The following is a 25,620-nucleotide window of genomic DNA, read 5'->3' as shown; positions in this document are numbered from 1 at the left end:
GCGTTACCTTACCGCTTTCCGAGTTCGGTCCGCTCGAAGTGGTCGCCACTCCAAGCAAAGTTGATGGTCGGGCCGTTCGAGTAACCGATGCTCAACGCGCCCTCTTCATCGAGCACCACCGAGGTGGCTCGTCCCAGTGCACAGGTAGCGGCCGGCCACTCGAGCACCCGTTGCGCCGTCTTCCCCTTCACGAGGTAGAGGCCGAGGCGCAATTCCTTGTCCCCGTCACACGTGCCGTTGGCCGTATACGGGCTCTCGCCCGACAACACCACCAGCAGGGTCTTTCCATTCGGCAGCAGGAGCGTCTTGGGGACATTCACCCCCACCGACGCCGCGTCCACCGTGTGGGGGGCCACCAGCACCTCCAGCAGCTCGGGCGTCAGGGGCTCGTCCGCCTCCACCCAGTCCGGGTAGTGGAGGATGCCGTAGCCCAGCCAGCCGTCCGGCTGTCCCTCGAGCCCGATGACCCCCTTGGAGGGCTTCAGCTTGAGGCCCTTGCGGAAGTCGTCTGGCAGCCGGAGGACCTCGCCCACCATGCCGCCGCCCTTGCAGTTGGAGACGGCCGGGGGGGTGGAGCCCGCCGCGTCCACGTCCTCGTAGGTGAGGCACAGGTCGAGGGTGAGCGGCTCCTCGGCGGGGAAGCGCGGCAGGGCCCGGGCGGGGATGGCCACCTCGAGCGACAGGGCGTTGTCCTTGTGCTGCACGCCCACGTCCACCAGCTGCTGGGCGTACCGGGAGGTGCCGCTGTCCGGCGGCGAGGCGCGCTTGCCATCGAAGGCGAAGCGGAAGACGTGCCCGGTGGCGGTGAGGCCCGCGTCCGGGAAGAAGAGGGTGAGGGTGAGCACGTCCGCGGCCTGGAGCTGATCGTCCGTGGCCTCCACCCCCACGAAGAGGGTGTCCTTGCGCCACCCGGCGCGGGCGGTGAACGAGGCGCTCGCGTCCACGGAGGCCGGCGGCTTCACCGTGAGTGTGGTGGGGAAGTCCTTGAGGTTGCCGTCGAGCTTGGGCGCGCGCGGCAGCGAGGGCACGGACTTCACCGTGCGGGGCTTCGCGGGAGCCGGCTCCTTCTTCTCCTGGGCGGAGGCGGCCCCTGGCACGAGCGCCGCGAGGAGGGCGGAAACGACGAGTGAGCGCACGGCTAGTCCCGGAAGTTGGTGAACTGCATGTCGAGTTGCAGCTTGTCCGCTTCCTTCCGGAAGAGGGCCATGGCGGCCTGCAGATCGTCCTTGTTCTTGCCCGTCACGCGGAGCTGATCCGCCTGGATGGAGCCCTGGACCTTCATCTTCGAGTCCTTGAGCAGCTTCACCAGCTCCTTGGACTTCTCCACCGGGATGCCCTGCTGCAGCTTGATGAGCTGCTTCACGTTGGACAGGCCCGTCTTCTCGATGGGCTCGTACTCCAGCGCCAGCAGCGAGATGCCGCGCTTGGCCAGCTTGTTCAGGAGCACTTCCTTGGCGGCCTGGACCTTCTCCTCGCTGTTGGCCTTCACCGTGATGGACGTCTTGTCCGGGGCGAGGACGATGTCCCCGTTGACGCCCTGGAAGTCGTAACGGGTGGAGATCTCCTTCTTGGCCTGGTTGACCGCGTTGTCGAGCTCGGCGATATCGATTTTGGAGACGACGTCGAAGGAAGGCATGGCAGTTCGCGCCCTTATCACACCTTGATGACCATCGGCACCACGACGGGCCGCTTGGATGTATACAGCTTGAAGGCCCGGCGCACCGCCTTGGCCAGCTCCTCCCGCACCCGGGCGTCATCCCCCCGGAGTTGCTGGGACATCTCCAGGAAGAAGGCCCGTGCGTCCTCGGCCACCCGGGGCAGCAGCACCTGCTCGTCCAGGTTGAGCCCCTGTCCGGACAGCTGGGGGCCCCCCAGGACGGCCAGGCTGGCCCGCTCGATGACCAGGGCCGCCACGATGAAGCCCGTCTCGGCGATGCGGGTGCGCTCCTGGAGGATGTCGGGCGTCACCACCCCCTGGCCGAAGCGGTCCTGGTAGATGCGCCCCGTGGGGACGCTGCCCGAGAAGCGGCCCCGGCCCTCCTCGAAGACGAGCAGGTCCCCATCCTGCGCCAGCAGCAGCTGCTCGGGGGACAGCCCGGACTCCCGGGCGGTGGCCAGGTGTCGGTGGAGGTGGTGCAGCTCGCCGTGGATGGGGACGAAGTTCCTGGGGCGCACCAGGTCCAGCACCCGCCGCTGCTGGGGCTGGCTGGCGTGGCCGGACACGTGCACACCGGGCTCGAGGTCCGGGTAGACGACGCGGGCGCCGCGCCAGAGGAGCTGGTCGATGAGGCCGGACACGGCGCGCTCGTTGCCGGGGATGGCGCGGGCACTGAGGACGACGAGATCTCCGGGGCCCAGGCGCAGGGGGCCGTCTCCGGCGGCGAGCTGGGAGAGGCCGGCGCGGGGCTCGGCCTGGGAGCCGGTGGCGAGCACCAGCACGCGCTCCGGGGGGAGCCTGGCCGCGTCCTCGAGCGGGATGAAGAGCCCGTCGGTGACGGAGGGGAGGAAGCCGAGCTCGCGGGCCATCTCGATGTTGCGCAGCATGCTGCGCCCCATCGTCACCACCTTGCGCTCCAGCGTCCGGGCCAGGTCCAGCACGTGGTGGATGCGGTGCAGGTTGGAGGCGAACATGCTCACCACGATGCGGCCGCGCACGTCGCGGAAGAGCCGCTCGAAGGTCTGCTCCACCTCGCGCTCGCTGCCCGTCTCGTGGGTGCGCTCGGAGTTGGTGGAGTCGGCCAGGAGGCAGAGCACGCCCTGGTCGCCGAGCTCGCCCCAGCGCTCGAGGTCGGTGCGCAGGCCGTCGATGGGGTCCGGGTCCAGCTTGAAGTCCCCGGTGTGGATGACGGGGCCCTCGGGGGTGTGGACGACGTAGCCCACGGCATCGGGCACGGTGTGGGTGACGCGGGTGGCCTCGACCTTGAAGTGGGCGCCCACGGGGAAGGGGTTGCGGGGCTCTATCTCCCGCAGGTCCGCCTCCACGCCCAGCTCGTGGAGCCGGTGGCGCACCATGCCCAGCGTGAAGCGGGTGCCGTAGACGGGGACGGGCACCTCGTTGAGCAGGAAGGGCAGGGCGCCGACATGGTCCTCGTGACCATGGGTGAGGAGGATGCCCTTGAGCAGGGAGGCGTTCTGCCGGAGGTAGGTGAAGTCCGGGAGGATGATGTCCACCCCCAGGGTACCGATGGGGGGGAACATCAGCCCGCAGTCGATGAGGAGCATCTCCCCACGGCAGGCGATGACCATCGCGTTGAGGCCGATCTCGCCCAATCCTCCGAGGGGAATCACGTGGAGCATGCGTCTACATATATGGCCACGAAGGGGCAGGCGGCCTCAGGAATCGCCCGCCCGCTCCCTCTCCCCCTGGGAGAGGGCTGGGGTGAGGGTCTTCCGTGAGGGTCTACGGGGGCGGCGGTTCTTCCTCCTTCCGGAGCACCTCGGCCGGCAGGTTGCGGCGCAGGGGCTCCAGGATGACGACGACCCAGGCCGTCAGGGGCGAGGGCAGCATGATCAGGCCCAGGATGAAGAGGAAGCGGAGCGCACGAAAGGCAAGGCGAAGGCTGGCGCGCACGAAGGTGCGCACGGCCTTGGGAAGCAAGGTCATGACGGACTCCTCCAGCTGAAAGACACACTCCAGGAACGGGACCCCGGAGTGGCTCAGTGGAGGAGCGCGCGATGCGTGAGGAAGAGGCGGCGCGGTGGCCCGGGTGCACGGGTCTCGCGGATGCCACCGGTGGACAGCGGACGCGAGTCGAGCCGCACCTCTCGCTGGGACTCGGGCTCGCGATGGACGGGGGCCCGGACCTCCGTGCGGGGCCTCTCGGGCGCGTACTGCTCGACGAGCACGGACACCACGGCCGTGGCGGTCGGGAGCGTGTGCGCCGACGCACTGGCCCCGACGAGCGCGAGGCACGCCAGCGCCAGCCTCATCCAGCGAGCCATGTGGTGCAGAGGACCGGACATCGGGACTCAACGTAGCCACGAGGGCGCTTCCGTCAAACCCGCCCGGGCGTCGCACCCGTCCGAGCCGCTGGCGCTCCCCTCTGGGACGAAGTACGCAGGGAGCTGAACGTCCCGCTCCACCGGGCGGGAGAAAGGACCCACTGTGAACACGCTGAAGGGGAAGACCCTGTTCATCACCGGCGCGAGCCGTGGCATCGGCCTGGCCATCGCGAAGCGCGCGGCCCAGGACGGCGCCAACGTCGTCATCGCCGCCAAGACGGCCGAGCCCCACCCGAAGCTGCCCGGCACCATCCACTCGGCCGCCGAGGAGATCGAGAAGGCCGGCGGCAAGGCGCTGCCCCTGATGGTGGACATCCGTTTCGAGGAGCAGATCCACGCCGCGGTGAAGCAGACGGTGGAGCGCTTCGGCGGCATCGACATCCTCGTGAACAACGCCAGCGCCATCAGCCTGACGGGCACGCTGGAGACGCCGATGAAGAAGTTCGACCTGATGTTCGGCGTCAACGTGCGCGGCACCTACGCCACCACCCAGGCCTGTCTGCCCGAGCTGCTGAAGGCGAAGAACCCGCACGTCCTCACCCTGTCTCCGCCGCTCAACATGAAGCCCAAGTGGTTCGAGAACCACGTGGCCTACACCATGGCCAAGTACGGCATGAGCATGTGCGTGCTCGGCATGGCGGAGGAGTTCCGGGACCGGGGCGTGGCCTTCAACGCGCTCTGGCCGCGCACCGTCATCGCCACCGCGGCCATCAACATGATCGGCGGCCAGGACATGATGGAGGCCAGCCGCACCCCGGAGATCATGGCCGACGCGGCCCACGTCATCCTCACCCGCGACAGCCGCTCGAGCACCGGCAACTTCTTCATCGACGAGGACCTGCTGCGCGAGACCGGCGTGAAGGACTTCTCCAAGTACCTGGTGAAGCCCGGCACCGAGCCGATGCAGGACTTCTTCCTCGACTGAGGCGGATGACGCGTCTCGAACATCTTCGCGGGGCCCATGCGGCGGCGCTGCTCCGGGAGTTGCTGGCCCGCGAGCACGGGCCGGAGCGGAGCTGGGCCGCCGGTGGTTCTATCTGTCGGGCCGCCTCCGGGCTGGCTCGTCACACATCCTGTGAGGAGCGCCAAGCACCACGATGTTTCTGACCAGCATCATGGGAAATCCTTTCGAGCCCATCTCTGCACGGCCCCGTACAGCGTCCTGCACAGGGGGTGCTCCCCACCACCGGGAGGCTGGGGGAGGGGGGCCCTGGGCGGCCCGGCCCGGCTCGTGCAATTCTGTTGGTGGATGAACACGTTGGGACTGATTCACACCGGGACGGCGCTGGCGATGTTGGCACTGGTGCTCCTGGAGCTGCGCGATCCGCAGTTCCGGGCGGACAGCTTCGCGGCGGGGCCGAGGCGGCGCCGCAACTGGGCCTTCTTCTTCACCAGCTTCATCCCGACGATGCTGGTGCAGTCCGCCGGCACGTGGTTCCACGCCCACCTGCCCACGCTCATGCGGCCCGGGACGCTGCCTCCCGTGCTGGACTTCGTGGCCTGCATGCTGGTGGCCGAGCTCGTCAGCTGGACGAGCCACTGGGTCAAGCACCAGCACCCCTTCCTCTGGCGCTTCCACTTCCAGCACCACCGCGAGGAGCACTTCAGCGTCTGGATGGTGACGCATACGCACGCGCTGGAGGTCGTGTTGTCGGGCACGGCGTTGGTCGCGCTGCTGGCCGGACTCGGCTTCTCCCCGCTGTCCGTGCAGCTCTACTTCGCCCTGTATTCGGTGGTGCTGACGTACCACCACTCGGCGCGTGGGTACTCGCTGGGGTGGTTGGACTGGCTCATCATCAGCCCCGCCTACCACCGCCACCACCACCGCCGCGTCGGCAAGGGCAACTACGGCGGCACGCTGACGGTGTGGGACGTCGTCTTCGGCACCGTGCACTGGCCCGAGCCCGAGACCGCCACCGCCCCCGTGGGGCTGCCACCGCAGGCCCACGAGCCCTTCGGCTACCGCAAGGAGATGCTGTACTTCCTCTCGGCCTGGCGTAGGCAGCGCTCGTGACCTGGTTCTCCTTCTTCGAGCGCCTGCTGGCGCACCGGGGGCTCCTCGGCCTGGGGCTGCTCGCGCTGTGTGTGCTGGCCGGCCTGGGCGCCGCCCGCGTGCCGATGGACCCCTCCATCGAGCGCATGCACCCCATCGGCGACTCGGCCAAGGCGGACTTCGATCGCTACCGCCGCGCCTTCCCCGGCGAGGACTCGCAGGTGTTCGTCATCGCCGAGGGCCCCGCTGTCTTCACTCCCGCGGGGCTCGGCTCCCTGGCGAAGCTGGAGGAGGAGCTGCGCGGCCTGCCCCGGGTGCGGCACGTGGTGGGGCCGGCCTCGGCTCGCACGGCGGAGGGGCTCCTCTTCCCCGAGGACTCCCGCACGGGCGTGGAGGCGCTCCGGGAGGCGCTCGCGCGGGCCCGGAAGGAGCCCCTGGCCCGAGTGCTGGTGCACCCCACGCGGGAGCTGTCCGTGGTGCAGGTGTCGCTCGCGTCGGGAGCGGGGGCCGAGCGGATTCTCGCCGAGCGCGCCTTCTCCCTCCAGGCCGGTGCGCTGCTGGCCCGCCACGCGGGGCCGGAGCTGAAGCTGACGCTCTCGGGGGCTCCGGCGGTGCGCGCCATGCTGGCCCTCATGGTGGAGGAGGACATGGGGCGGCTGCTGCCCCTGGCGCTGCTCGTCATCCTCGGGCTGGTGGCCTTCGCCTACCGGGACGTGTGGTCCGTGCTGGCCACCGCCGCGACGCTGGTGGTGGCGTGGATGTGGATGGTGGGCGCCATGGGCTGGGTGGGCGTCCCCTTCGGCGTGCTCACCTCGTTCGCGCCCATCGTCATCCTCATCGTGTCGCTGACGGACACGGTGCACGTGCTGTCGGACCTGGAGGAGCGCCGCCGCTCGGGGACGCCATACGCCCGGGCGCTCACCGAGGCCATGGCCTCCGCCGCCGGGCCCTGTCTGGCCACCGAGCTCGTCATCGCCGCGGGCTTCCTCTCCATGGGCTTCATCGGCCTCACCGCCGTGTGGGAGTTCGGCCTGGCCACCGCCCTGGGCGTGGTGCTCGCGTGGGCGGCCAACATGCTGGTGCTGCCGTGGGTGCTGACGTTGCGCTCGCGCGCCTCGGCGAACCGGGCCCGGCGGGAGCTGCGGGCCTCGCGCACGCGGCCCCTGGACTCGGTGCTGGCGTGGGTGGAGCGGCAGGTGGTGCACCACCCCCGGCGGGTGGTGGGCGTGGCGGCGGTGGTGGCGCTGCTGAGTCTGCTGTCCCTGACGCGGCTGCGGCACGAGTTCCGCGTCTTCGATGACCTGCGCCAGGACTCGCCGCTCGCGGCCGAGCTGACGTACGCGGAGGGCGCGCTCGGTGGACTGGTGCCGCTGGCCATCTTCCTGGAGCCGGAGGGCACTCGCGCGGGCGCGGCGCTGTCGCCGGAGGCCATGGCCTTCCAGGAGCGGGTGGACGCGTACCTCGCGGCCCTGCCCGAGCACCCACCGGTGGTGAGCCTGCCCCGCCTGGTGGAGCCGGTGTACGAGGCGGTCTTCGGGCCGGCGCTGCTCGAGCGGACGGAGGAGACGACGGAGAAGGCGGTGACGCGGCTGGCACGCTACCAGCCGCTGGACACGGTGCTGTCGGAGGACCGGAGCGCGGCGGGGGTGGTGGCGCTGCTGCCCAACGTGGGGGCGGGACGGATGCACGAGCTGGTGGAGTCGGCACGGGCCTTCGTGTCGCGCGAGGTGCCGGCGGGGTACCGGGCGACGGTGACGGGCAACCTGGCCATGACCGAGCACGTGACGGGCATGCTGACGCGCGGGCTGCTCCAGAGCTTCCTGTCCGCGCTGGCGGTGAGCTTCGTGGCCTTCTTCCTGGTGCTGCGCAGCGCGAAGCTGGCGCTCATCGGCCTGATTCCCAACGTGCTGCCGGTGGGGGTGCTGTTCGGCGTGATGGCGCTGCTGGGCATCAGCCTCAAGCCGTCCACGGTCATCATCGCGAGCATGGCGCTGGTCATCGCCGACGACGACACGCTGCAGTACCTGGTGCGCTTCAAGCGGCGCTACCTGCGGCTGAAGGCGGAGGGCGCGGCCGAGCCCCACGAGCAGGCGGCGCTGGAGTCGCTGGGCGAGTGCGGGCGGGCGATGTTCGTCACCTCGGCGGCGGTGGCGGGGGGCTTCCTGTTGTTGCAGCTCTCGCGCTTCGAGGGCATCGCCCACCTGGGCCTGCTGACCGGGCTGACGCTGTGGGTGGCGGGCCTGGCGGATGCGTTCCTGAGCCCGGTGCTGTTGATGGCCTTGAAGCCGGAGCTGGGCCCGCCTCGCGAGCGCTCCCCGCTGTGCTGAAGGCCCCTCCGTTCCGTGGGCGCGATGCCCATCCCGCTTGCTGGACGGCCGGTGGAGCGGCTCGCCGTGCGTGTCACTCGGAACAGGCCTCGCGGGAGGCGTGGCAGGGCTTCTGCACAGGGCGCGGCGCATGCGCCAGTCGATTCTCTTCCTCCTGTTCGCCCTGCTGGGGTGTGGCTCCTCCGGTCAGCGGCTTCACGGTGTCTACGCGGTGACGGGCACCGCCTACTTCAGCATCCATGACATCGGTCATTCCTCCACCCAGGTCTCGGACACCTTCCGTGTCTCGGAGGGCACGGACTCGGAGCTCCTCCTCACGGATGCCACGGGACGGTGCTCGCTGCTCGCGGACATGGAGGGGGAGCGGGCCGTCCTCCGGCCGGGCGGCTCCTGCACGTACCCCGGCGACAACGGCCTCTCCGTCACGGTGACCCTGACGCGCGGAACGTTCTCGTTCTCGGGCGGGAGCGGCCGGTTCGACATGGCGGGCACCGTGACGGCCACGGCGTGGGGACGGCGCTACCCGGGCTCCTTCTTCCAGAACGCCACGCTCACCCGGGTGGGGGACTGACCCCAGCCACGGCTTCCCCGAGGGGCCCTCGGGTGACGGGCTCCGCGGGTCACATCAGGGTGATGGGGCCCGCGCGGCGCTGGGCCTCGTAGGCTTCTCCCATCGTGGAGAAGACGCGGGTGACGGTGGAGCAGTAGACGTACCGGGACTGCAGTGTCAGCGTCACCTCTCCCGTGCCCGCCAGCGAGCCCATGTAGAACTCGTAGCCGTGGTGGTTGGCCAGGTCGAGGTTCATGCGCAGCGTGTCCTCGGCGAACTCGGCGGCCGCCTGGGGCGCGTGGTTCTCCCACGCCTTCTTCATGGCCGCCCACTTCGCCATGCCCGTCAGGGAGTCCGCCTTCATGTAGGCCGTGGAGAGCTTGTCGTTGTTCATCATGTGCTCGTTCAGCCGGACCACCTCGGGAGTGGTCACGGTGAAGTCCGGCTCGGCGGGGGGCGTTCCGCGGAACACGATGAGGTAGAGCTGGTCCGAGCTGGCGACGAAGTGGAGGCTGATGGGCTGATGGAGGGGCGGCTTGTCGAAGTACTCGACCAGGTCTCCATTCGAGAAGGGCAGCTTGGCGCCCCCGCCCATCTTCTTCTCGTAGGGATGGGTGTGGAAGTCGCCGATGTACCCGGGCTTCTGACGGGCGTTGGTCGTGTCCAGGCTGATGGTGGTGCCGGACGCCGAGCCCTGGAGGAACTGCCCCGCCCACAGCTTCGAGGACAGCCAGAACAGGTTGAAGCCCAGCTCCTGTACGTTCGCCTCGGAGAGCTGGATGCGGCCGCGAATCTTGTCGGCGAGCACGCTCCCCACCTTCAGCTCGCTCTGCGTGTAGTACTGCGCGTTGCCGAGGCAGCTGGCGATGTAGTGGTCGAGCAACATGGGGGCACTCCTCCGGGGGGCGCGAGCGGGAGTAGATGGGGAATCGAAGAGAAGCCCCATTATAAGGGAATCTCAACGGACCGTACACCCTCCTGGACCGGTGAGTGCCCCGGGCAGCGGGTCCGGGCCGTGTGCACATTCCGCGGGCCGGGACGATCCGGAATCGAGGAGGTGCGGCATGGAGAACTGGACGCTGGGGTATGGCTCGCTGCTGACGACGCTCGGCGTGGGGGGATTCCTCGCGACGGGCAGGCAACACAAGACGGCGCTCATCCCCGCGGGCTTCGGCTCGGCGGCGCTCGGGTTGGGCCTGTTGTCGCGCCGCGTGTCCGCCCAGCGGTGGGTGCTGGGGGGCTCGGCGCTCGTCGGGTTGCTCGGTTTCCTGGGGGCCGCGCGAGGCCTCCGCCTGCTGCCGGCCCTGCTCCGAGGGGAGAAGCTGGAGCGGCCCGCCGCCGTCATCTCCCAGTCGGTGATGGCGGGACTGTCCGCGGCGTACACGGTGCTCGGCGTACGCCAGTTGCTGCGGGCGTAGGCCTGGGCCTTGGAGTGGGTCCCGGGCCTGCTTCACGCGAGCTGCCTGGGACTACTCCAGAGGGAGTACTGGGGCTCCTGTGGGGGGTCCCAGGCGGGACGTATCCCAGACGTACTCCTCCGTGGGGAGCAACTTCATGTTCGTCAGCGCATGGCGTTGGATGAACGCGGCGAAGCGCTCGGAGACGACGATGCTTCCCTGTTTGCCACGGGGGCGGAACACGTCCTCACCTGCCCATGTGCCCGGCTCCAGGGTGAATCCGTGGATGGTATTCAATCCGATGGAGCGGCACTCCATGCAGGTCACCGGCTCGCGGATGCGTAAGCGGCTGTGTGCCACATCCAGGGCCGCGCGGCCGAAACAGGCAGTCACGGCGAAGTAGCAGGGTACTTGGAGTGGCTGCGACTTCTTGCGCCTGCGGCGCACGCGCAGCACCTCTACCGGGTGGAATCCTTGGAAGCCGGTCAGCCCATCGGCTCGGAAAGCCTCGGCCATGCGCTCGGAGATGAGAACGTCATGGCCCGACGCCTCGATGAAGTCGCCGAATGCCTCGCCGTGTAGCGTCACTTCGCCTCGGTAGGGCGGCAGCCATGGCCGCATGCCAATGATGTCTCCGCACGCAGGGCACCGCGGCGCCTCCGCGGTATTGACAGGTAGCCCGGAACTGAACGTGGTGTCGTGGGGCCCCCACATCTCTTTCTGGAGCACGAAGAACCGGGGCGTTGGTGATGGATTAGAATCCATTCGGAAACCTCTTTCGCATGTCCGGGCGAGCATAGATTTCGCGCAGCATCTGCTCGAACTGACTCGGCGTTGCCTTCGCCTGCTCTTTGAGCCATTGGATGACCTCGTTGTCCACATCACGGTGCCATTTCTGGTAGCCGCAGTGTGACTCCTTGTCTTTCGCCCTGGTCACGAAGCGCTCATCCCGGGCTTTGTACAGTCCGCGAAGAGTCGCATGTCTCTCCAACTCCTCGGCGATGGGCCGGGAGATGATGTGGTGTTTCTGGCCCGTGCAGTGGGGGGGCTCGTCCGATGCTTCCGATTCTTCGCCTGACTCGGCGCTCTCTTGTGCGCTGGCGTCCTCCTTGAGCGTCGCCACCGCGGGTTGAGTGGCCTCGTGGAGCACCTTCGCTCCGTTGAGGGCCTCGGCGATCTCCGATGAACTCGCCCCACAGCGCTGCGCTGCGGTCAGAGGCTCCTTCCGAATGCAGCAATCCATCGTGTTCAGGCACGTGAGTTGTGCCAGGTAGACGGGGCTGCTCGCGGCGGCGGAGCCGAGGCTCGCGAGCACGAGCGACATCCAGAGCACGAGGGCCTTGCTGTTGATGCGCACCATGACCTCCCAGGTGCTGCCGAGCTTAATCGGAAGCGCGCAGGCCCGGGAGCCCCACTGCGGGACCCGGGCCTGCTTCACGGCGAGTGCCCGGGACTACTGCGAGGCCAGGGAGCTGCGCGGCGGGAGCACCCACAGCTCGCTCCCGTGCGCGGCGTCATCCGCGACGAAGAAGACGGAGGAGCCCACGCGGGTGAAGCCACTCGGGTACGAGGAGCCGGGCCCCGCGTCGAGGTCCTGCAACATCCGCGTGCCCTGCTCCGTCCCGTCGCTCACCCAGAGCTCCAGCCCCGTGCCCTCGCCGATGCCGCTGAAGAGGATGCGGTCATCCAGCGTGTAGAGCTGGGACTCGAACTCGTCGGACATGCTCAGCGGCCGGTGCAGCAGCTTCGTCCCGGCGCCCGTTCCATCCGTCACCCACAGCTGCACGTCCCGTGGGCTCGGGCCCGAGGTGGAGATGGCCATCGCGAAGAAGAGCCTGCTGCCCGCGACGGTGAAGGTGGTGATGTACGGGTCCGCGTCGGGCTGTCCGGCGAAGGGATTGGGCAGTGCCGCCACGCGCCGCTTGGACACGGTGCCCGCCTCGTCCACCCTCAGCCTGTACAGGTACAGCCGATGATCGGCCAGGTGGGTGAGCGTGAGGTACAGGCAGCGTCCTCCCACCACCCCGAGCAGCCTCGGATTGTACGTGTCCGGGCCCGGCGGGAACGCCTCCACGCGCACCGTGCCACCGCCCGTGCCATCCGTCCTCCACAGCTCGCTCAGGCCATCGGCGGTCTGGGTGAGGAAGAAGACGTACCGGCCCACGGCACGCAGGTAGAACGGATTCGAGCTGTCCGGGCCCGGCCGCAGGTCACTGACGAGCGCCGTACCGGTCTCGGTCCCATCCGTCTTCCACAGCTCGGTGCCGTGCACCGGATCCGTGAAGACGAAGTAGAGCGTGCTCCCCACGAGCACCTGCGAATAGATCAGCGCCGAGTCGGGCCCCATGTCCCGCACGCGCACCGTGCCGGCCTCCGTGCCATCACTCCGCCACAGCTCCGTGCTTCCGGGCGCGTCCAGCGCCCCGGGGACGAAGCGGAAGAACAGCAGCGTCTTCCCCAGGGCCGTGAGGTTGTAGGGGTGCGTGTCACCCGCTCCCGGCGTGATGTCCTTCACGAGCTTCGTGCCCCCGCTGGTGCCATCGCTGACCCACAGCTCGCCGCCGTGGTCCGCGTCAGCCGCGACGAAGAAGAGCCGCGTGTCCACGCGCGTCAGGTCCGACACGGGCACGCGGGAGGAGGGGATCGGCGGCGCGGGGAACTCCTTCACCGGCACGGTGCTCGAGCCGCTCCCATCACTCCTCCACAAGCCGCCGCGGCCATCCTCGAAGTTGGCGGCGAAGTAGAGCCTCCCGCGGAACTCCGCCAGGCTCGACGGGCCGGGGGCGAGCCACGGCGGCACGTCACCGGGCGGCGGGAAGATGTCCCGGACGACGCTCGCCGTTCCCAGCTCCACGCGGCCCCACTGCGCCTCGGGTGCTTCGCCCCCCTCCTCCCCCGGTGAGCGGACTTCTGGCCGCTCGTCCTCCTGGATGGCTTCCTCCGGGAGCGCTCCGCCACACCCGACCGCCAGTGAGCAGAGCAATACCGCGCTACGCCACACTCTCATCCCCAACCTCCCATGTCTTCGCTGGTACGGGAGGGTGGGGAGAGTCAGGCGATTCGTCCAGTGGTGCCCCGGGATGAGCGGATGCTCGCCGCTGCTCCGCGTACGGAGGGCTTCACTCCTTGTCGGCCACGACGGGGAGCTCGAACAGGGACGCCCTCCCGCTCAGTTGGGACGCACGTCGAAGGAGAGGAACTGGGGCGCGTGGCAGGACGTGCAGCGCACGCGGAGGACGGTGATGGCCCGGCCGTCGCTCCCCGTGTGCCGCAGTTGCAGGGCGTCCGGCACGCGCTCGAAGGTGCCACCGCAGGAGCAGCGCTCACTCCGGATGCGCTGGTCGGCGTGGTCCAGGCTCTCCACGATCATCACGGCACCGCCCTGCTCCTTTTCACGCAGGTGACGCACGGGACGCGGGGGCGCGGCCCGCCGGGCCTTGCGCTCGCGCAGGAACTGGCGGAACCGCCGGGGGATGCCCAGCACCAGGGCCCCCACCACCACCAGGAACACGCCGCTGATGGCGAGGCTGGTGGTGCGCGACAGCTGCGTGTCCTTCGCCATGGCCGACGGGGAGACGACCCCCACCGGCGCGCTGAAGGCGATGCCGAGCTGCGTGCTCATCTCCTTCACCGCCTCGGCGTGGCGGGCCAGCGCGTCCGGCGCCACCCGGTCCGCCAGGCTCCGGTACTCCACCTGGTAGGTGAAGCCGCCGAACCTTGGGACCACGGACATCTCCAGGCGCGAGGCCGGACCCTCCACCGTCTTCTCCGAGGGGGCGACGTTCAGCAGCGAGTCCGCGTGGACCTCCCACCGCACGCGCAGGTGGACCGGATGGTCGACCTCCACGGGGTGGACCCGGCCCTCGGTGCGGCGGGGAAGGGCCAGCTCCCGGCTCACCCGCGTGGCCGCGACGCTCAGCCCGCCGCCGGCCCAGGCGTCCTCGAGCTTGTAGTGCTCCTCCAGGGTGAGGGTGTTGGCGTCCGTGTCGTCCTGGACGCGCGGAGTGCCCTCGGACGTGAGCTTGGAGAAGAGGGCGCGGCGCAGCTCGAGGGTTCGGGTGGTGAGCTGCTCCGAGGACAGGCCGGCCAGCCACGAGCGGGCGCTGTCCGCCTCCGTGCGCGTGTAGCGGGTGGTGATGGCGAGCGTCCCGGTGCCATCGTCCTTCACGGAGAGCTCATAGTGGGCGTCCTGCTCCGGCCCCGGGGGCGGCGGGAGGGGAATGGACTCCAGGGCGGTGGTGCCGGGCGCGAGCACGAGCGCCCGGGCGTAGGGCAGCGGGCTGCGCGCGCCGAGCCGGCCCCGCTGATGGGTCATGGTGGCATCCACCCACTCCGTCCTCCCGGCCACCTGGGCGCGCACGATGGCGTGGTTGAAGGCGTAGGGCGAGGGCAGCTGGGCGCTGATGCCGCCCTGGCTGCGCGAGTTCACCAGGGCCACGTGGGCGGGGATGCCCAGGGGGCGCAGCAGGGTGGCGAGCAGCAGCGCCTTGTCCTTGCAGTCGCCGAAGCGCTGGGCGAGCACCTGGCCCGGGGCATGCGGCTGGTGGGTGTTGGGGCCGAGCTCGATGCCCAGGTAGCGCACCTCGTCCTGGACGAAGCGCACCGCGGCGAGGAATCGCGCCTCCTCGGAGGGAAGGGCGCGCCAGGACTCGGCCAGCGCCGTCAGCTCGGGCGAGCCTTCCAGCCCGTCCTGCAGCGCGAGCCCCCAGGAGGCCACCTCGGCCCAGCTCTGGAAGCTGCTCACCTGGACGTGGGGCCAGACGGCCAGGTCCGCGGGCACGCCGTCCTCTCCGGTGAAGGTGGGCATGTCCTTGCGCTCCCACCGGTACTCGCGCAGGCCACCCACCTCGCGCACCGTGGGCTCCGCCGTGGGTGCGCCGTGCGTCTTGAAGTAGAGCTTCAGGTCCGCGGGGGCGAGCAGCCGGTGGACGAAGTGCGCCACGGGCGTCTGCTGCGCCAGGGAGATGTGGTCCAGGTGATGGCCCCGGAAGAGCGGGTGGCCTTCCTCCACCGTCCAGGACTCCTCGAGCAGGTCTCCGGCGCGCACGTCCTGGAGGAAGGCGAGGGCGGTGCGCTCGTCGCTGTAGATGTTCATGTCCAGCCGCTCTTCCTGCTGGATGACCTTCACGTCCTCGGCGCGCAGCAGTTGGGTGCGCACGCCGTCGCGGGTGCGCCAGACGCCGTGCAGGCGCAGACGATCATGGGTGTTGGAGAACTTCACCTCCAGCTTGGAGCCCGTCTCCACACCGCGGCTGCTGGCCACGCGCCGCACCTGGCGGACGAAGCGCTCGGTCACCTCGGGCGAGACGCGGACCTGCTCCTCGGACAGCAGCACGTGGAGGCCCGAGACGGCGTCCTGCTCGCGCAGCGGGCGCCCGGTGTCCACGCGGGTGGGCTCCACCCAGGAGGGAGGCTCGGTCAGCGTGACACCGGCCTCCCCGGCGCGGGCGGGCAGCGTGGCGAGGGCGGACAGCAGCAGGAGGAATCGCGGGAAGGACATGACGGGCGCATACTCCCAGGAGGGAGGACGGGGAGGGAAGCCCGTGCATGGTGCTCGAGGGCCATCCATTTCCACGGGGAGCGCGGCCCGCGCGCGTTCCCGCCGAGGCGCTGGGCGAGGTGTGTGTCGGATGGTTTCCACCGGCAGTGCGCACGCGTGAGGGCGAGTACCTCTTCGTCCCAGCGGAGCAGGCGGGGGAGCTGGTGGACTTCGCGAGCTTCTCCCGGTTCTGATGTCCCACGCATCAACGCGTGGGCTTCAGCGTGGAGAGCGAGCGCTCCACCCGGGACGAGCCGGGCCCGTAGTCGCGCTCCGGCGCGGTGTAGAGGACGAGCACGGCGCGGTCCGCGAGCGGCAGGAAGTACACGAGGGTCCTCGACGTGCCCTGCTGGAACTCGTAGCGCGCCACCGGGCCCGCGGGGAGCGTCCCGCTCGTGGCGTTCAGCCGCCTTTCCGGCACCGGAACACCCGCGGCACCCAGCACCTCCTCCGGGGGTGCATCCACCTTGGGCGGCGTGCCCTGCACCGAGCGCAGCTCCAGGCCACCCTCGAAGCGAGCCACGGCCGGCGGGCCCGGCTCCTCGGCGCGCAGGGCCATGCCCGAGGGCGGCTCGTACTGGAGTCCGAGTGCAGGGAGCTCCGTCTTGCGCGAGCAGGCCACGGTACAGGACAGGAGCAGCCACAGGAGGAGGGTCGAGCGGTTCACGTTCGCGACTGTGCCACAGGCGCGAGGGAGCCGGTTAGGATGGGAACCATGTCCGCACCCAAGCACCAGTCCGCGTCCATGTTCGTCGACTTCGAGCGCGAGGCGTGGCGGGCCCTGCGCGCCGCGACGCCGCTGCCCCTCAGCGCGGAGGAGGTCGAGGGCCTGCGCGGGCTCGGAGAGCACCTGGATCTCCAGGAGGTGGCGGACGTCTACCTGCCGCTCTCCCGGTTGCTCAACCTGCACGTGGCCGCGACGCAGAGCCTCTGGGCGGCGCAGCATGCGTTCCTCGGCGGCTTCACCCAGAAGGTGCCCTTCATCATCGGCATCGCGGGCAGCGTCGCGGTGGGCAAGAGCACCACGGCGCGCATCCTCCAGGCGCTGCTGTCGCGGTGGCCGGACCATCCCCACGTGGAGCTCGTCACCACGGATGGCTTCCTGTTGCCCAACCGCATCCTCACCGAGCGCAACCTCATGCACCGCAAGGGCTTCCCGGAGAGCTACGACCGGCGCGCCCTGGTGCGCTTCGTCGCCGAGCTCAAGTCCGGCCGGAGCGAGGTGTTCGCGCCCGTCTACTCGCACCTCGTCTACGACATCGTCCCGGGCGAGGCGGTGAGGCTGCGCCGGCCGGACATCGTCATCCTCGAGGGGCTCAACGTGCTGCAGACGGGGCCGGTGGAGGGCGGGAAGATGCCGCACACCTTCCTGTCGGACTTCTTCGACTTCTCCATCTACGTGGACGCGCACGAGCAGGACATCCGCCGCTGGTACGTGGACCGGTTCCTCAACCTGAGGCAGACGGCGTTCCGCGACGAGCGCTCCTTCTTCCGGCGCTTCGCCGAGCTCACCGAGGAGCAGGCGATTGCCCGCGCCGAGTCTGTGTGGGGGGAGATCAACGGCCCCAACCTGGCGCAGAACATCGCGCCCACCCGCTCGCGCGCGCGGCTCATCCTCGTGAAGGGCGCGGACCACCGGGTGCGCCGCGTCCGCATGCGGAAGATCTAACGCCAGGGAATCCTCATGCAGCTTCTCCGTTCGCTCCGTGTCGTCCTCGTCGGCCTCCTGCTGTTCGTGCCTCCGGCCCTCGCATGCCTGTGGGACAGCGACACCCTGAAGGAGGAGTCCATCGGCCTCGACGAGGTGGCCGCCGTGCTCCGCGGGAGGATCCTCAAGCACTCGGCCACCTTCTATGAGCGCAAGGTGGCCTACACGCTCCCGCTGCTGGAGCGCGAGGACGTGAAGCCCGAGCGCTACGATGACCTCGCGGTGGCCTACGAGAAGCTCGGCCGCACCCAGGAGGCCATCGCGACCCTGGAGGCCAAGGAGAAGCGTTTCCCCGGCCTCTACACGACGGCGGCCAACCTGGGGACCTTCCATGCCCACGCGGGCGACTACCCGCGAGCGCTCGAGGAGCTGCGCCGCGCCCTGGCCCTCAACCCGGATGCCCACTTCGGCCGCGAGAAGTACCAGGTGAAGGCCATCGAATACCTGCAGCGGCTGGCCGGGACTCCCGAGCTCGTCCAGAAGGAGGAGTTTCTCGGCCTCCCGCTCGAGCCGGAGCGCTACCTCTTCGTCATGAATCCGGAGAAGGCCGCTCTGCGCAAGGAGCGCCCCGAGCTCCCCAAGGACGTGCTGCAAGGGCTGGTGGGGATCATCCGCTTCGGTAGCGGCGAGAAGAGCCCGCACCTGTGGTTCAGTCTGGGCATCTCGCTGGCGTGGAGTGGCCACAAGAACCTCGCCCTTCGCGCGATGCGCCGCGCCGAGCTGCTTGGCCATCCCCTGGCGCGTGAGCATGCCGTGGCGCTGTCTCGCACCATCAAGGCCTATTCCAACAGGCTCCCGGAATGGGAGGCGCTCGCCGCCGGGCTCGACGCGGAGTGGGCCCAGGGGCAGGCCTGGGTCCAGCAGAAGCAGCGCCAGGAGGATGCGCTGCTCGCCAGGGGCAAGGCGAAGCAGGTCTTCGGCTACTGAACGCGCAGCACGCGCCCGAAGCCCCGCTCCTTGCCCAGCGCGGGCGTGGCCGCTCCTCCGTCCACCGCGAGCCGGCCGTTGATGAGCACCGTCTCCACGGCGCCCCCGTTCTGGTTCACCAGCCGCACGAAGCCGTCGAAGCCCTCCATCGAGGACTCCTGGGGCACGTCCAGCCCCTCCCCGAGCCGCTCCGGGTCCAGCACCACCACGTCGGCCCGCTTGCCCGGTGCGAGCCTCCCGGCGTCCAGCCCCAGCCAGCCGGCGAGCTCCCCCGTGAGCCGGTGCACCGCGCGCTCCATCGGCATCACCGGCTCGCCGCGCCGCTCCGCCTCGCGCACCAGCCTCAGCATCCGCAGCGGGAAGTTGTAGTGCGCCATGTTGCGCAGGTGCGCCCCCGCGTCCGAGAAGCCGATGAGCACGTCCGGGTGGCTCACGATGGATTCCAGCTCGCGCGGCCGGTCATTGGCCATCACCGTGTACCAGCGCAGCTCCGGGCCATGGCGCGCCACCAGGTCCAGGAAGGTGTCCACCACGTCCTGTCCGCGCTCCCGCGCGATGTCCGCGAACGAGCGGCCCACCAGCGACGCGTCCGGCGCCTTCAGCACCCGCGACTGGTTGAAGTCCCGGTGGAACACCTTGGGCAGCAGCTTGCTCTTCCACTGCCGCTTGAACCACGCCCGGTACTTCGCGTCCTCCAGCAGCCGCTTGCGCTCCACCGCGTCCTGCAGGTGCAGCGCCGCCGCTCCCGCGCCGAACTCCTCGAAGACCACCAGGTCGATTCCGTCCGACCACAGGTCGAAGATCTCCGGCAACGCCTGCCAGCGGAAGTCCGCCTTCAGCAGCCGGTTGAAGAAGCGCGACAGCAGGCCGATCTGCCGGTGCAGGCCCCGGGTGGCGCGCGTGTCCATCATGGAGATGACCGTCGTCTTCAGCGGCTGGCGCAGCAGCCCCACGCTCTCCCAGAGGAAGAGCAGGACGTTCACCTTGGTGGTGATGTTGGGCACGCCCTGGAAGACGCGGCGGCGCTCGCGGAGGATGCGCGTGAAGCGGCGGTACTCGGACCAGCTCGCGAAGGTGGAGGGCAGGGGACGGCTGCGGATGCTCCGGTTGCCGCCCATCTTGTCCCACGGCAGCGTCATGATGGAGAGCCCCGCGTAGCCCTCGTCGAGCCCCTCGCGCAGCAGGGCCTCCATCCGCGCCAGCTCCCCGGCCGAGGGCTTCACCGCGCTGTCCAGGCTGCGCTCCAGCCCCATCACGTGCGCTCGGATGGCCGAGTGGCCCACGAAGGAGCCCACGTTGGGGCCCAGCGGCAACCGGTCCAGGTGCGTGAAGTACTCGCCGAGCGTCTCCCAGTCCTTCTTGCGCTCGAGCAGCGTGCGCACCGTGTCATAGGGAATGGCCTCCACCCGGCAGAACTGGTCGGCCAGGTCCTCCGGTGTGCCCACGGCGAGGCTCAGCGAGCAGCTGCCCACCATCACCGAGGTGATGCCATGGCGCACGGACTCGGAGAGCGAGGGGGCCAGCTCCACCTCGGCGTCGTAGTGGGTGTGCAGGTCGATGAACCCGGGCATCACCCAGCGGCCCGTGGCGTCGATGACGCGCGTGTCCGGCCCCGTGGGCAGGGGCGGCTCGCTGATGGCCGTCACCCGTCCGTCGCGGATGCCCAGGTGCCGCACGCGGGGCGGAGTGCCGAGTCCATCGAAGAAGAGGCCGTTGGCGATGACGAGCTCGTCCATGGGGCCCCACCCTAGCTTCCCTGGCTCCTGCTTTCAGCCCGGAGCCGTCCCCACCTTCCATGCAGCAGGTGGGGGACGTGTGCATCTTCTCCCTCTCAGGAGGGTGCACATGGGCTCGCCAGCGCATCCTGGAGCCGAGCAGGGGCATACCCCCGCGGGAGTGGCCCACTTGCAGCAGGCGGCTCAGCAGGCCCAGCTGCGGCGGTACGGAGTCCTGGCGAGCCTGGGTCAGCTGGCCCTTCGAGGACCTTCCTTCTCGTCCTTCGCCCGGGAGGCGCTCGCCCAGCTCCTCGAGGCCCTGGAGTTGTCCCAGGGCGCGTTGCTGGAGCTGCTTCCCGAGGGCCCGCCGCGGTGCGTGGCCAGCTTCGGGGTGCCCCTGGCGCCCGGGCGGCTCGTGGCGTCCGCCGAAGCCGGCGAGTGGCAGACATTCCTCGCGACGCACTCCCTCACCGTGAAGGTGTTCGGCGAGGGCGCACCCGTTGCCCTCACGCCCCTGGTGCCGGGCTGCCGGGGGCTCCTGGTGCGGCTGCCCGGTCCCTCGGGCGAGGCCGTGGCCGTGCTCGCGCTGGGGCTGCCCCCGCAGCGGCGATGCGACGCGGATTCCCTGGCCTTCCTCCAGGCCGTCGCGCTCCTCCTGGGCTCGGCCCTCCTCCACGAGCGCCAGACGCTGACACTCCGCACCCGCGGGGACCGGCTCGAAGCCCTCCTCCAGGGCTCGCCCGTGCTCATCGGCCTGAAGGACGCGGACGGACGCTACGGCTACGTGAATCGCCGCTTCGCCTCCTACCTGCGCAAGCCCGTGGAGGAGGTGCTCGGACATACCGACGAGGAGCTCTTCCCCGCGGACACCGCGCGGATGCTGCATGCCCATGACGACACCGTGCGCGCCACGGGGACGCCGCGGGAGTTCGAGGAGGTGCTCCCGCTGCCCGAGGGGCCCCTGTCCTTCCTCGCTGAACGCTTTCCCCTCCGGAGCCCGGATGGGACGGCCGGCGCCATCGGGGTCATGGCGCTCGACATCTCCTCCCTGAAGAAGATCGAGCAGGGGCTGCGCCGCCGCGAGGAGGATCTGCGTCAGATGGTGGATGGGCTCGAGGATCAGGGCCTCATCGGCCTGGACGCGGAGGGGCGGGTGAGGAGTTGGAGCCGCGGCGCGGAGCGGCTCAAGGGCTACAAGGCCGAGGAGATCATCGGCCGCCAGGCGGCGTTCATCCATGAGGGGGAGCTCTCGCACCCCGGCTTGCTGCGCGAGGCGCTCGCGGAGGCCGCGCGCAAGGGCCGCGTCGAGGTGGAGAGCTGGTGCATCCGCAAGGATGGCTCGCGCTTCCTCTCCAATGACACGGCCTTCCCGCTGTGGACGGAGGAGGGCGGGCTCCGGGGCTTCTCGGTGGTGAGCCGGGACGTCACCGAGCGCTACGAGGCGCAGATGGGATTGCAGCGCAGCGAGACGCGCTACCGCCTGGTGAGCCGGGCCACGGGGGAGTCCATCTGGGATTGGGACCTCGTGCGGAACCGGCTGGACTGGGGGGAACAGGCGATGGCGCGCCTGGGCTACCCGGAGGACGAGGACGCCAGCTCCCTGGGCTGGTGGGAAGCGCGCATCCATCCGGAGGACCGGGAAGAGGTGCTGTCCTCCCTGATGCGTGTCCTCGAGAGCGAGGAGGAGCGGTGGTGCGCCGAGTACCGCTTCCTGCGCGGGGATGGGAGCCAGGCCTGGGTGAGGGATCAGGGCTACGTGGTGCGCGAGAACGGCCGTCCCGTGCGGATGATCGGCGCCGTGGCGGACATCACCCCCCGGCGGCGCGCCGAGGACGAGCGGAGCCGCCTCTACCGCGAGGCCCAGGGTGCCATCCGCTTGCGCGACGAGTTCCTGTCCGTGGCCTCGCACGAGCTGAAGACGCCCCTCACCACGCTCCAGCTCCATCTGCAGATGTTGCGCGCACTGGCCACCCAGGAGGGCAGTGCCTTCACCCCGGAGCGCGCCCGGAAGAAGCTCTCGCTCGCCGAGCACCAGGTGCGGCGCCTGGTCACGCTGGTGAATGATCTGCTCGACATCTCGCGGCTCAACTCGGGGCGGATGGAGTTCCGCTTCGAGACCGTGGATGTGACCCGGCTGGTGCGCGAGATGCTGGAGCGGCAGCGGGGCCTCCTCCGGCACTGCGGCTCCGAGGTGCGGCTGCACCTGCGCGGCCCGTACTCGGCCCGCGTGGATCCGATGCGGTTGGAGCAGATCCTCCTCAACCTGCTCTCCAACGCGGCGAAGTACGGCCAGGGCAAGCCCATCGACGTCTCCCTGGACGGGGACGAGGACGGGTACCTCGTGCGGGTGCGGGACCGGGGCATTGGCATCGCACCGGAGGATCAGGAGCGCATCTTCGAGCGGTTCGAGCGCGCGGTGTCCGAGCGCAATTACGGAGGGCTGGGGCTGGGGCTGTGGATCTCCCGGCGGATCGCCATGCGCTTGGGCGGGACGCTCGCGGTGCGGAGCCAGCCGGGGGAGGGAGCCACCTTCGAGTTGCGCCTGCCCCGCTTCCCCTCCGAGACTCGCCCCTCGGAGCCGGTGGATGAAACCCACTGGTGAAGCCACGTGGGCAGAGGGGGAGCGATGAATCCTCGAACCGAAGCGGCCTTCCGGCGGGCGTACGATGACCTGCTCGCCTTGTGGACCACGAAGCCCGAGTCGCGGGACGTGGAGACGCCGAGCGCGCGGACGCGGGTGCAGGTGTGGGGACGGGAGGACGCACCGCCGTTGGTGCTCCTGCATGGCTTCAAGGTCACGTCCGGCATGTGGGCCGCGAATGCCCTGGAGCTCGGGAAGTCCTTCCGGGTCTACGCCCCCGACACGCCGGGAGACCACGGCTTCAGCGTGCCGCACCGTCCGCCGCGGCGCGTGGAGGATCTGCTCGGCTGGCTGGACGAGCTCCTCACGGCGCTGGGGTTGTCGCGGACGAACCTGGGGGGAATGTCGTTCGGCGGGTGGCTCGCCGCGCAGTACGCCGCGCGGGCGCCGGAGCGGGTGTCCAAGCTGGTGCTGATCGCGCCCGGGGCCACGTTCCTGCGCTTCAACACCGACTTCGTGCTGCGGGGCATTCCCTTCCTGATCTGGCCGCGCCGCGACTGGGTCCACGCCTATCTGCGCTGGGCGGCCGTTCCAGCGAAGGAGGCGGGTGGCCTGTACGACAAGGCGATGAGCGGGATCGCCGACGTGATGTGGACGGGGCTCCGCCACTTCGGCTGGTACGCCGGCCAGTGGCCCGGAGTGGTGAAGGAGGAGGTGTTGCGGCGCATCCGGGCGCCGACGCTGCTGCTCGTGGGCCAGCAGGAGCGCATCTACGACGCGGAGCCGATGATGGCCCGTGCGCGCGAGCTCATCCCGAACCTCACCTGCGAGGCGATTCCCGACGCGAGCCATGATCTGCCCATGCGGCAGCCGGAGATAGTCGCCGAGCGCCTACGGGCCTTCCTCGGAGCATGATCGGGTTCCGCATGCTCCCTCTCGCCCTGGGAGAGGGCGGGGGGGGGAGGGTCGTCGCCAGCGTGTAGACCCTCACCCTGACCCTCTCTTAGTGGGTGAAAAAACGGTTCCCCGAGCGTCACCACCAACAGAAAACCATCCTCGGGCTTGATGTCTTTTAGCGGTTCTACGAGCACCTTCTTCCCGACGCATTCCACGGGCTCGAAGCGGCCTTCCCAGCCCAGCAGCTTCGTCCGTTCCCGGTCACAAGGTTTCTCGAAACGGAGGACGGTTACCATCTCACCCGCGACGTAAACCGAGGGCACTTCCGCCTTTGGTTCGTCCGAAAGATAGACGGTCCGAGAGATGGGCTCGCGTCCACGAGCCATGGCCGCAGACGCCAAGATGACGAGCAGAAGGGCAGACCGGGGAGGTAAGAAGTTCCGCATATCGCGGGTTGACCTACCAGATAAGTAAGGGGCGCGAGCGGCCAGCCCCCTGTGAGCGGGCCCGTCGTAGCGTCTCGAAAAGAGACTGTTCTAGCCTGGGCCGAATGAAACACTTGACGTCCTGTGTGTTCTTGGGTTTGGCCCTCCTTTGGGGGCTGTTCGCATCCGGTTGCTCGGCCAGTAGGGCGCACACCACCTGTTCCGGTGGGACGCACTGTTCGTCGAACCGCCCCACACTCCTGGCGCAAGCGGCCACGATGGACTGCCGCCCCGGTGACTCAACAATGACCTGTTGCATCAAGAAGCACCCTCAAGACCCGGTAGGCGCTTGTGGAGCCACGCAATCCGAGGTTGATCAGGCGCTCCGAGCCGTGCGAACCGGCTCCGATGTTGACGAGGATGAGGACGACTTCTCCAACAACGCTTCCCTACCCAAGTGGAAACAGAAGTGCATCGAGAGGTACAACGAGTGCGTAGAGGACGATTGGACGGGCAATTGCCACGACTGCCTACGTATGTGTGAGGGGCAGCACAAATGGCCTTCTGGCAAGTGCCACGGAAAAGAGTAGGTGGAGGCGCGCACATGGCCGAAGAGGCGGATTTGGATGATGTGTGGGTGTTGTGTCGTGACGTTCTCGAAAATGGCGCCCCGTTGGACCTCACCGACGAGATGTGTGTCCTCCTTTCGCGGGCTGCTCAGCAGGTGGCCATCGGTCAGCAGGACGCGGAGGATGCGTTGCGTGGCCACTCAACCGCAATGACGCTGCTTCGAGAGATTCACCGCCGTATTGGGGAAGGGTCAAATCGACTTGACGAAGCCCGAGACCGGGTGAGCGATCTTCAGCAGCAAGGGGACTTCGACGGGGCACAACAGGTCATGCGTGACGTGCTCGCCGTAGAGGTTGTCCCCTTCTACCGGGAGCAGGCCGAAAGAACCCTTAAGAAGTCGGCTGGGCTGGCGGAAGTGCTCGCAACCGGGCGGCTCAATCCGAACCTTCCCGACCGGCCGCAGCTCGCCGTTCTCGCTCAACGCATCGAGCAGGGGCACGCACTAGAACTCACCGACGACCTGTGCGCTCTTCTACGCCGGACCGCCCCCACGGCAGCCATCAGCGAGGCCGAGACGGAAGAGGCCCTAAAGAGCCCGGATGGCGCCGAGGCTTTGATGGGGATGATTCTCTCTCGCTTCCAAGAGGCCCAAAGCCGGTTCTTGCGCTCGATGTACCGGATGACAAGCCTCCGGGATGCTGGGGATCTCGAAGGTGCGCGCCAGCAAATGCGCGACGTGCTCGCCGTGGAGGTAGTGCCGCGATTCCGAGAGGCGGCCGAGGAGCAGCTACGGGGCCTAGACAATCCGCCCCCGGAGGCATGACCGGCTCGGGCTGGGCGCTCCGGAGTAGGACACAAATCGGGGTCTTCGGTACGTCGAGTGGGCAGGGCCGAGGACCAGAGGCCGTGCGTATGGGGAGGATTTGGGGTTCACGGGTGTGCGGAGCCGAGCGATGGTCATGGGACGCAAGTCCCCGCGAGAGCTCGAG

23 protein-coding genes and 1 pseudogene are annotated in these 25,620 nt (G+C 69.3%); 11 read left to right on the top strand and 13 right to left on the bottom strand.

Features of this window, described 5'->3' with window-relative positions:
* Window positions 1–8 precede the first annotated feature (8 nt).
* The 5 genes from AC16DP_RS11480 to AC16DP_RS11460 all read right to left on the bottom strand — a co-directional run bounded on the left by AC16DP_RS11480 (window position 9) and on the right by AC16DP_RS11460 (window position 3,963).
* Window positions 9–1,136, bottom strand: a complete 1,128-nt coding sequence (locus AC16DP_RS11480; RefSeq protein WP_329732968.1) for a DOMON domain-containing protein — start codon at window positions 1,134–1,136, stop codon at window positions 9–11.
* A 2-nt stretch (window positions 1,137–1,138) separates the two neighbouring features.
* Entirely contained in the window at window positions 1,139–1,636 is a 498-nt protein-coding gene (locus AC16DP_RS11475; RefSeq protein WP_329732967.1) for a YajQ family cyclic di-GMP-binding protein, read from the bottom strand.
* Between the two features lie 17 nt (window positions 1,637–1,653).
* A complete protein-coding gene (locus tag AC16DP_RS11470) occupies window positions 1,654–3,297 on the bottom strand; it encodes a ribonuclease J (protein ID WP_329732966.1) in 1,644 nt (547 codons plus the stop codon).
* Window positions 3,298–3,400: 103 nt separating this feature from the next.
* Complete coding sequence (locus tag AC16DP_RS11465) at window positions 3,401–3,604, bottom strand: hypothetical protein (protein WP_329732965.1); 204 nt, start codon at window positions 3,602–3,604, stop codon at window positions 3,401–3,403.
* Window positions 3,605–3,657: 53 nt separating this feature from the next.
* The gene (locus AC16DP_RS11460) at window positions 3,658–3,963 is read right to left on the bottom strand and encodes a hypothetical protein (RefSeq protein WP_329732964.1); all 306 of its coding nucleotides are present in this window, start codon (window positions 3,961–3,963) and stop codon (window positions 3,658–3,660) included.
* 142 nt (window positions 3,964–4,105) lie between these two features.
* Here AC16DP_RS11460 and AC16DP_RS11455 point away from each other — a divergent pair, with 142 nt between their 5' ends.
* From AC16DP_RS11455 to AC16DP_RS11440, 4 genes are all read left to right on the top strand, one after another.
* Window positions 4,106–4,927 (top strand): SDR family oxidoreductase, encoded by an 822-nt coding sequence (locus tag AC16DP_RS11455; protein ID WP_329732963.1) that lies wholly within the window; start codon window positions 4,106–4,108, stop codon window positions 4,925–4,927.
* Window positions 4,928–5,260: 333 nt separating this feature from the next.
* The gene (locus AC16DP_RS11450) at window positions 5,261–6,016 is read left to right on the top strand and encodes a sterol desaturase family protein (protein WP_329732962.1); all 756 of its coding nucleotides are present in this window, start codon (window positions 5,261–5,263) and stop codon (window positions 6,014–6,016) included.
* The gene (locus tag AC16DP_RS11445) at window positions 6,013–8,322 is read left to right on the top strand and encodes an efflux RND transporter permease subunit (RefSeq protein ID WP_329732961.1); all 2,310 of its coding nucleotides are present in this window, start codon (window positions 6,013–6,015) and stop codon (window positions 8,320–8,322) included. Before AC16DP_RS11450 ends, AC16DP_RS11445 begins: the two co-directional genes overlap by 4 nt.
* Window positions 8,323–8,452: 130 nt before the next feature.
* Complete coding sequence (locus tag AC16DP_RS11440; RefSeq protein ID WP_329732960.1) at window positions 8,453–8,893, top strand: hypothetical protein; 441 nt, start codon at window positions 8,453–8,455, stop codon at window positions 8,891–8,893.
* Between the two features lie 49 nt (window positions 8,894–8,942).
* Here the strand turns inward: AC16DP_RS11440 and AC16DP_RS11435 are convergent, their stop codons facing one another.
* A complete protein-coding gene (locus tag AC16DP_RS11435) occupies window positions 8,943–9,758 on the bottom strand; it encodes a hypothetical protein (protein WP_329732959.1) in 816 nt (271 codons plus the stop codon).
* A 178-nt stretch (window positions 9,759–9,936) separates the two neighbouring features.
* Between AC16DP_RS11435 and AC16DP_RS11430 the strand changes: the two genes are divergently transcribed.
* The gene (locus AC16DP_RS11430; protein ID WP_329732958.1) at window positions 9,937–10,290 is read left to right on the top strand and encodes a hypothetical protein; all 354 of its coding nucleotides are present in this window, start codon (window positions 9,937–9,939) and stop codon (window positions 10,288–10,290) included.
* Between the two features lie 51 nt (window positions 10,291–10,341).
* On the opposite strand, the gene AC16DP_RS11425 is transcribed toward AC16DP_RS11430, so the two are convergent.
* The 4 genes from AC16DP_RS11425 to AC16DP_RS11410 form a co-directional block, all read right to left on the bottom strand.
* A complete protein-coding gene (locus AC16DP_RS11425; RefSeq protein WP_329732957.1) occupies window positions 10,342–10,890 on the bottom strand; it encodes an imm11 family protein in 549 nt (182 codons plus the stop codon).
* 133 nt (window positions 10,891–11,023) lie between these two features.
* A complete protein-coding gene (locus AC16DP_RS11420; RefSeq protein ID WP_329732956.1) occupies window positions 11,024–11,629 on the bottom strand; it encodes a Wall-associated protein precursor in 606 nt (201 codons plus the stop codon).
* Between the two features lie 93 nt (window positions 11,630–11,722).
* On the bottom strand, window positions 11,723–13,276 hold the full coding sequence (locus tag AC16DP_RS11415; RefSeq protein WP_329732955.1) for an ELWxxDGT repeat protein: 1,554 nt from the start codon (window positions 13,274–13,276) through the stop codon (window positions 11,723–11,725).
* A gap of 162 nt (window positions 13,277–13,438) precedes the next feature.
* The gene (locus tag AC16DP_RS11410; RefSeq protein WP_329732954.1) at window positions 13,439–15,769 is read right to left on the bottom strand and encodes a DUF3857 domain-containing protein; all 2,331 of its coding nucleotides are present in this window, start codon (window positions 15,767–15,769) and stop codon (window positions 13,439–13,441) included.
* A 47-nt stretch (window positions 15,770–15,816) separates the two neighbouring features.
* Between AC16DP_RS11410 and AC16DP_RS11405 the strand changes: the two genes are divergently transcribed.
* Window positions 15,817–16,002 carry a hypothetical protein gene (locus AC16DP_RS11405; protein WP_329732953.1) on the top strand — a complete coding sequence of 62 codons (186 nt, stop codon included), beginning with the start codon at window positions 15,817–15,819 and terminating at the stop codon, window positions 16,000–16,002.
* 11 nt (window positions 16,003–16,013) lie between these two features.
* Here AC16DP_RS11405 and AC16DP_RS11400 read toward each other — a convergent pair whose 3' ends face one another.
* Window positions 16,014–16,475, bottom strand: a complete 462-nt coding sequence (locus tag AC16DP_RS11400) for a hypothetical protein (protein WP_329732952.1) — start codon at window positions 16,473–16,475, stop codon at window positions 16,014–16,016.
* Window positions 16,476–16,523: 48 nt separating this feature from the next.
* Between AC16DP_RS11400 and coaA the strand changes: the two genes are divergently transcribed.
* Both coaA and AC16DP_RS11390 read left to right on the top strand, forming a co-directional pair.
* Window positions 16,524–17,477, top strand: coding sequence for a type I pantothenate kinase (coaA, locus tag AC16DP_RS11395; RefSeq protein WP_329732951.1), 954 nt, complete (start codon window positions 16,524–16,526; stop codon window positions 17,475–17,477).
* Between the two features lie 15 nt (window positions 17,478–17,492).
* Window positions 17,493–18,443: a tetratricopeptide repeat protein gene (locus tag AC16DP_RS11390; protein ID WP_329732950.1), complete on the top strand. Its 951-nt coding sequence runs from the start codon at window positions 17,493–17,495 to the stop codon at window positions 18,441–18,443.
* Here the strand turns inward: AC16DP_RS11390 and AC16DP_RS11385 are convergent.
* Complete coding sequence (locus tag AC16DP_RS11385; RefSeq protein WP_329732949.1) at window positions 18,437–20,179, bottom strand: N-acyl-D-amino-acid deacylase family protein; 1,743 nt, start codon at window positions 20,177–20,179, stop codon at window positions 18,437–18,439. The two genes, AC16DP_RS11390 and AC16DP_RS11385, sit on opposite strands and share 7 nt — an antisense overlap.
* Before the next feature lie 109 nt (window positions 20,180–20,288).
* Here AC16DP_RS11385 and AC16DP_RS11380 point away from each other — a divergent pair, with 109 nt between their 5' ends.
* Window positions 20,289–22,760: a PAS domain-containing sensor histidine kinase gene (locus tag AC16DP_RS11380; RefSeq protein ID WP_329732948.1), complete on the top strand. Its 2,472-nt coding sequence runs from the start codon at window positions 20,289–20,291 to the stop codon at window positions 22,758–22,760.
* Between the two features lie 24 nt (window positions 22,761–22,784).
* A complete protein-coding gene (locus AC16DP_RS11375; RefSeq protein ID WP_329732947.1) occupies window positions 22,785–23,654 on the top strand; it encodes an alpha/beta fold hydrolase in 870 nt (289 codons plus the stop codon).
* A gap of 125 nt (window positions 23,655–23,779) precedes the next feature.
* Here AC16DP_RS11375 and AC16DP_RS11370 read toward each other — a convergent pair.
* Window positions 23,780–24,082, bottom strand: a pseudogene (locus AC16DP_RS11370) (DUF2381 family protein); the annotation flags it as partial.
* 583 nt (window positions 24,083–24,665) lie between these two features.
* On the opposite strand from AC16DP_RS11370, the gene AC16DP_RS11365 reads away from it, so the two are divergent.
* The gene (locus AC16DP_RS11365; RefSeq protein WP_329732946.1) at window positions 24,666–25,454 is read left to right on the top strand and encodes a DUF2379 family protein; all 789 of its coding nucleotides are present in this window, start codon (window positions 24,666–24,668) and stop codon (window positions 25,452–25,454) included.
* Window positions 25,455–25,620 lie beyond the last annotated feature (166 nt).

It is taken from the genome of Archangium sp. (assembly GCF_057119385.1).
This window is presented reverse-complemented; position numbering and strand designations above follow the sequence as displayed.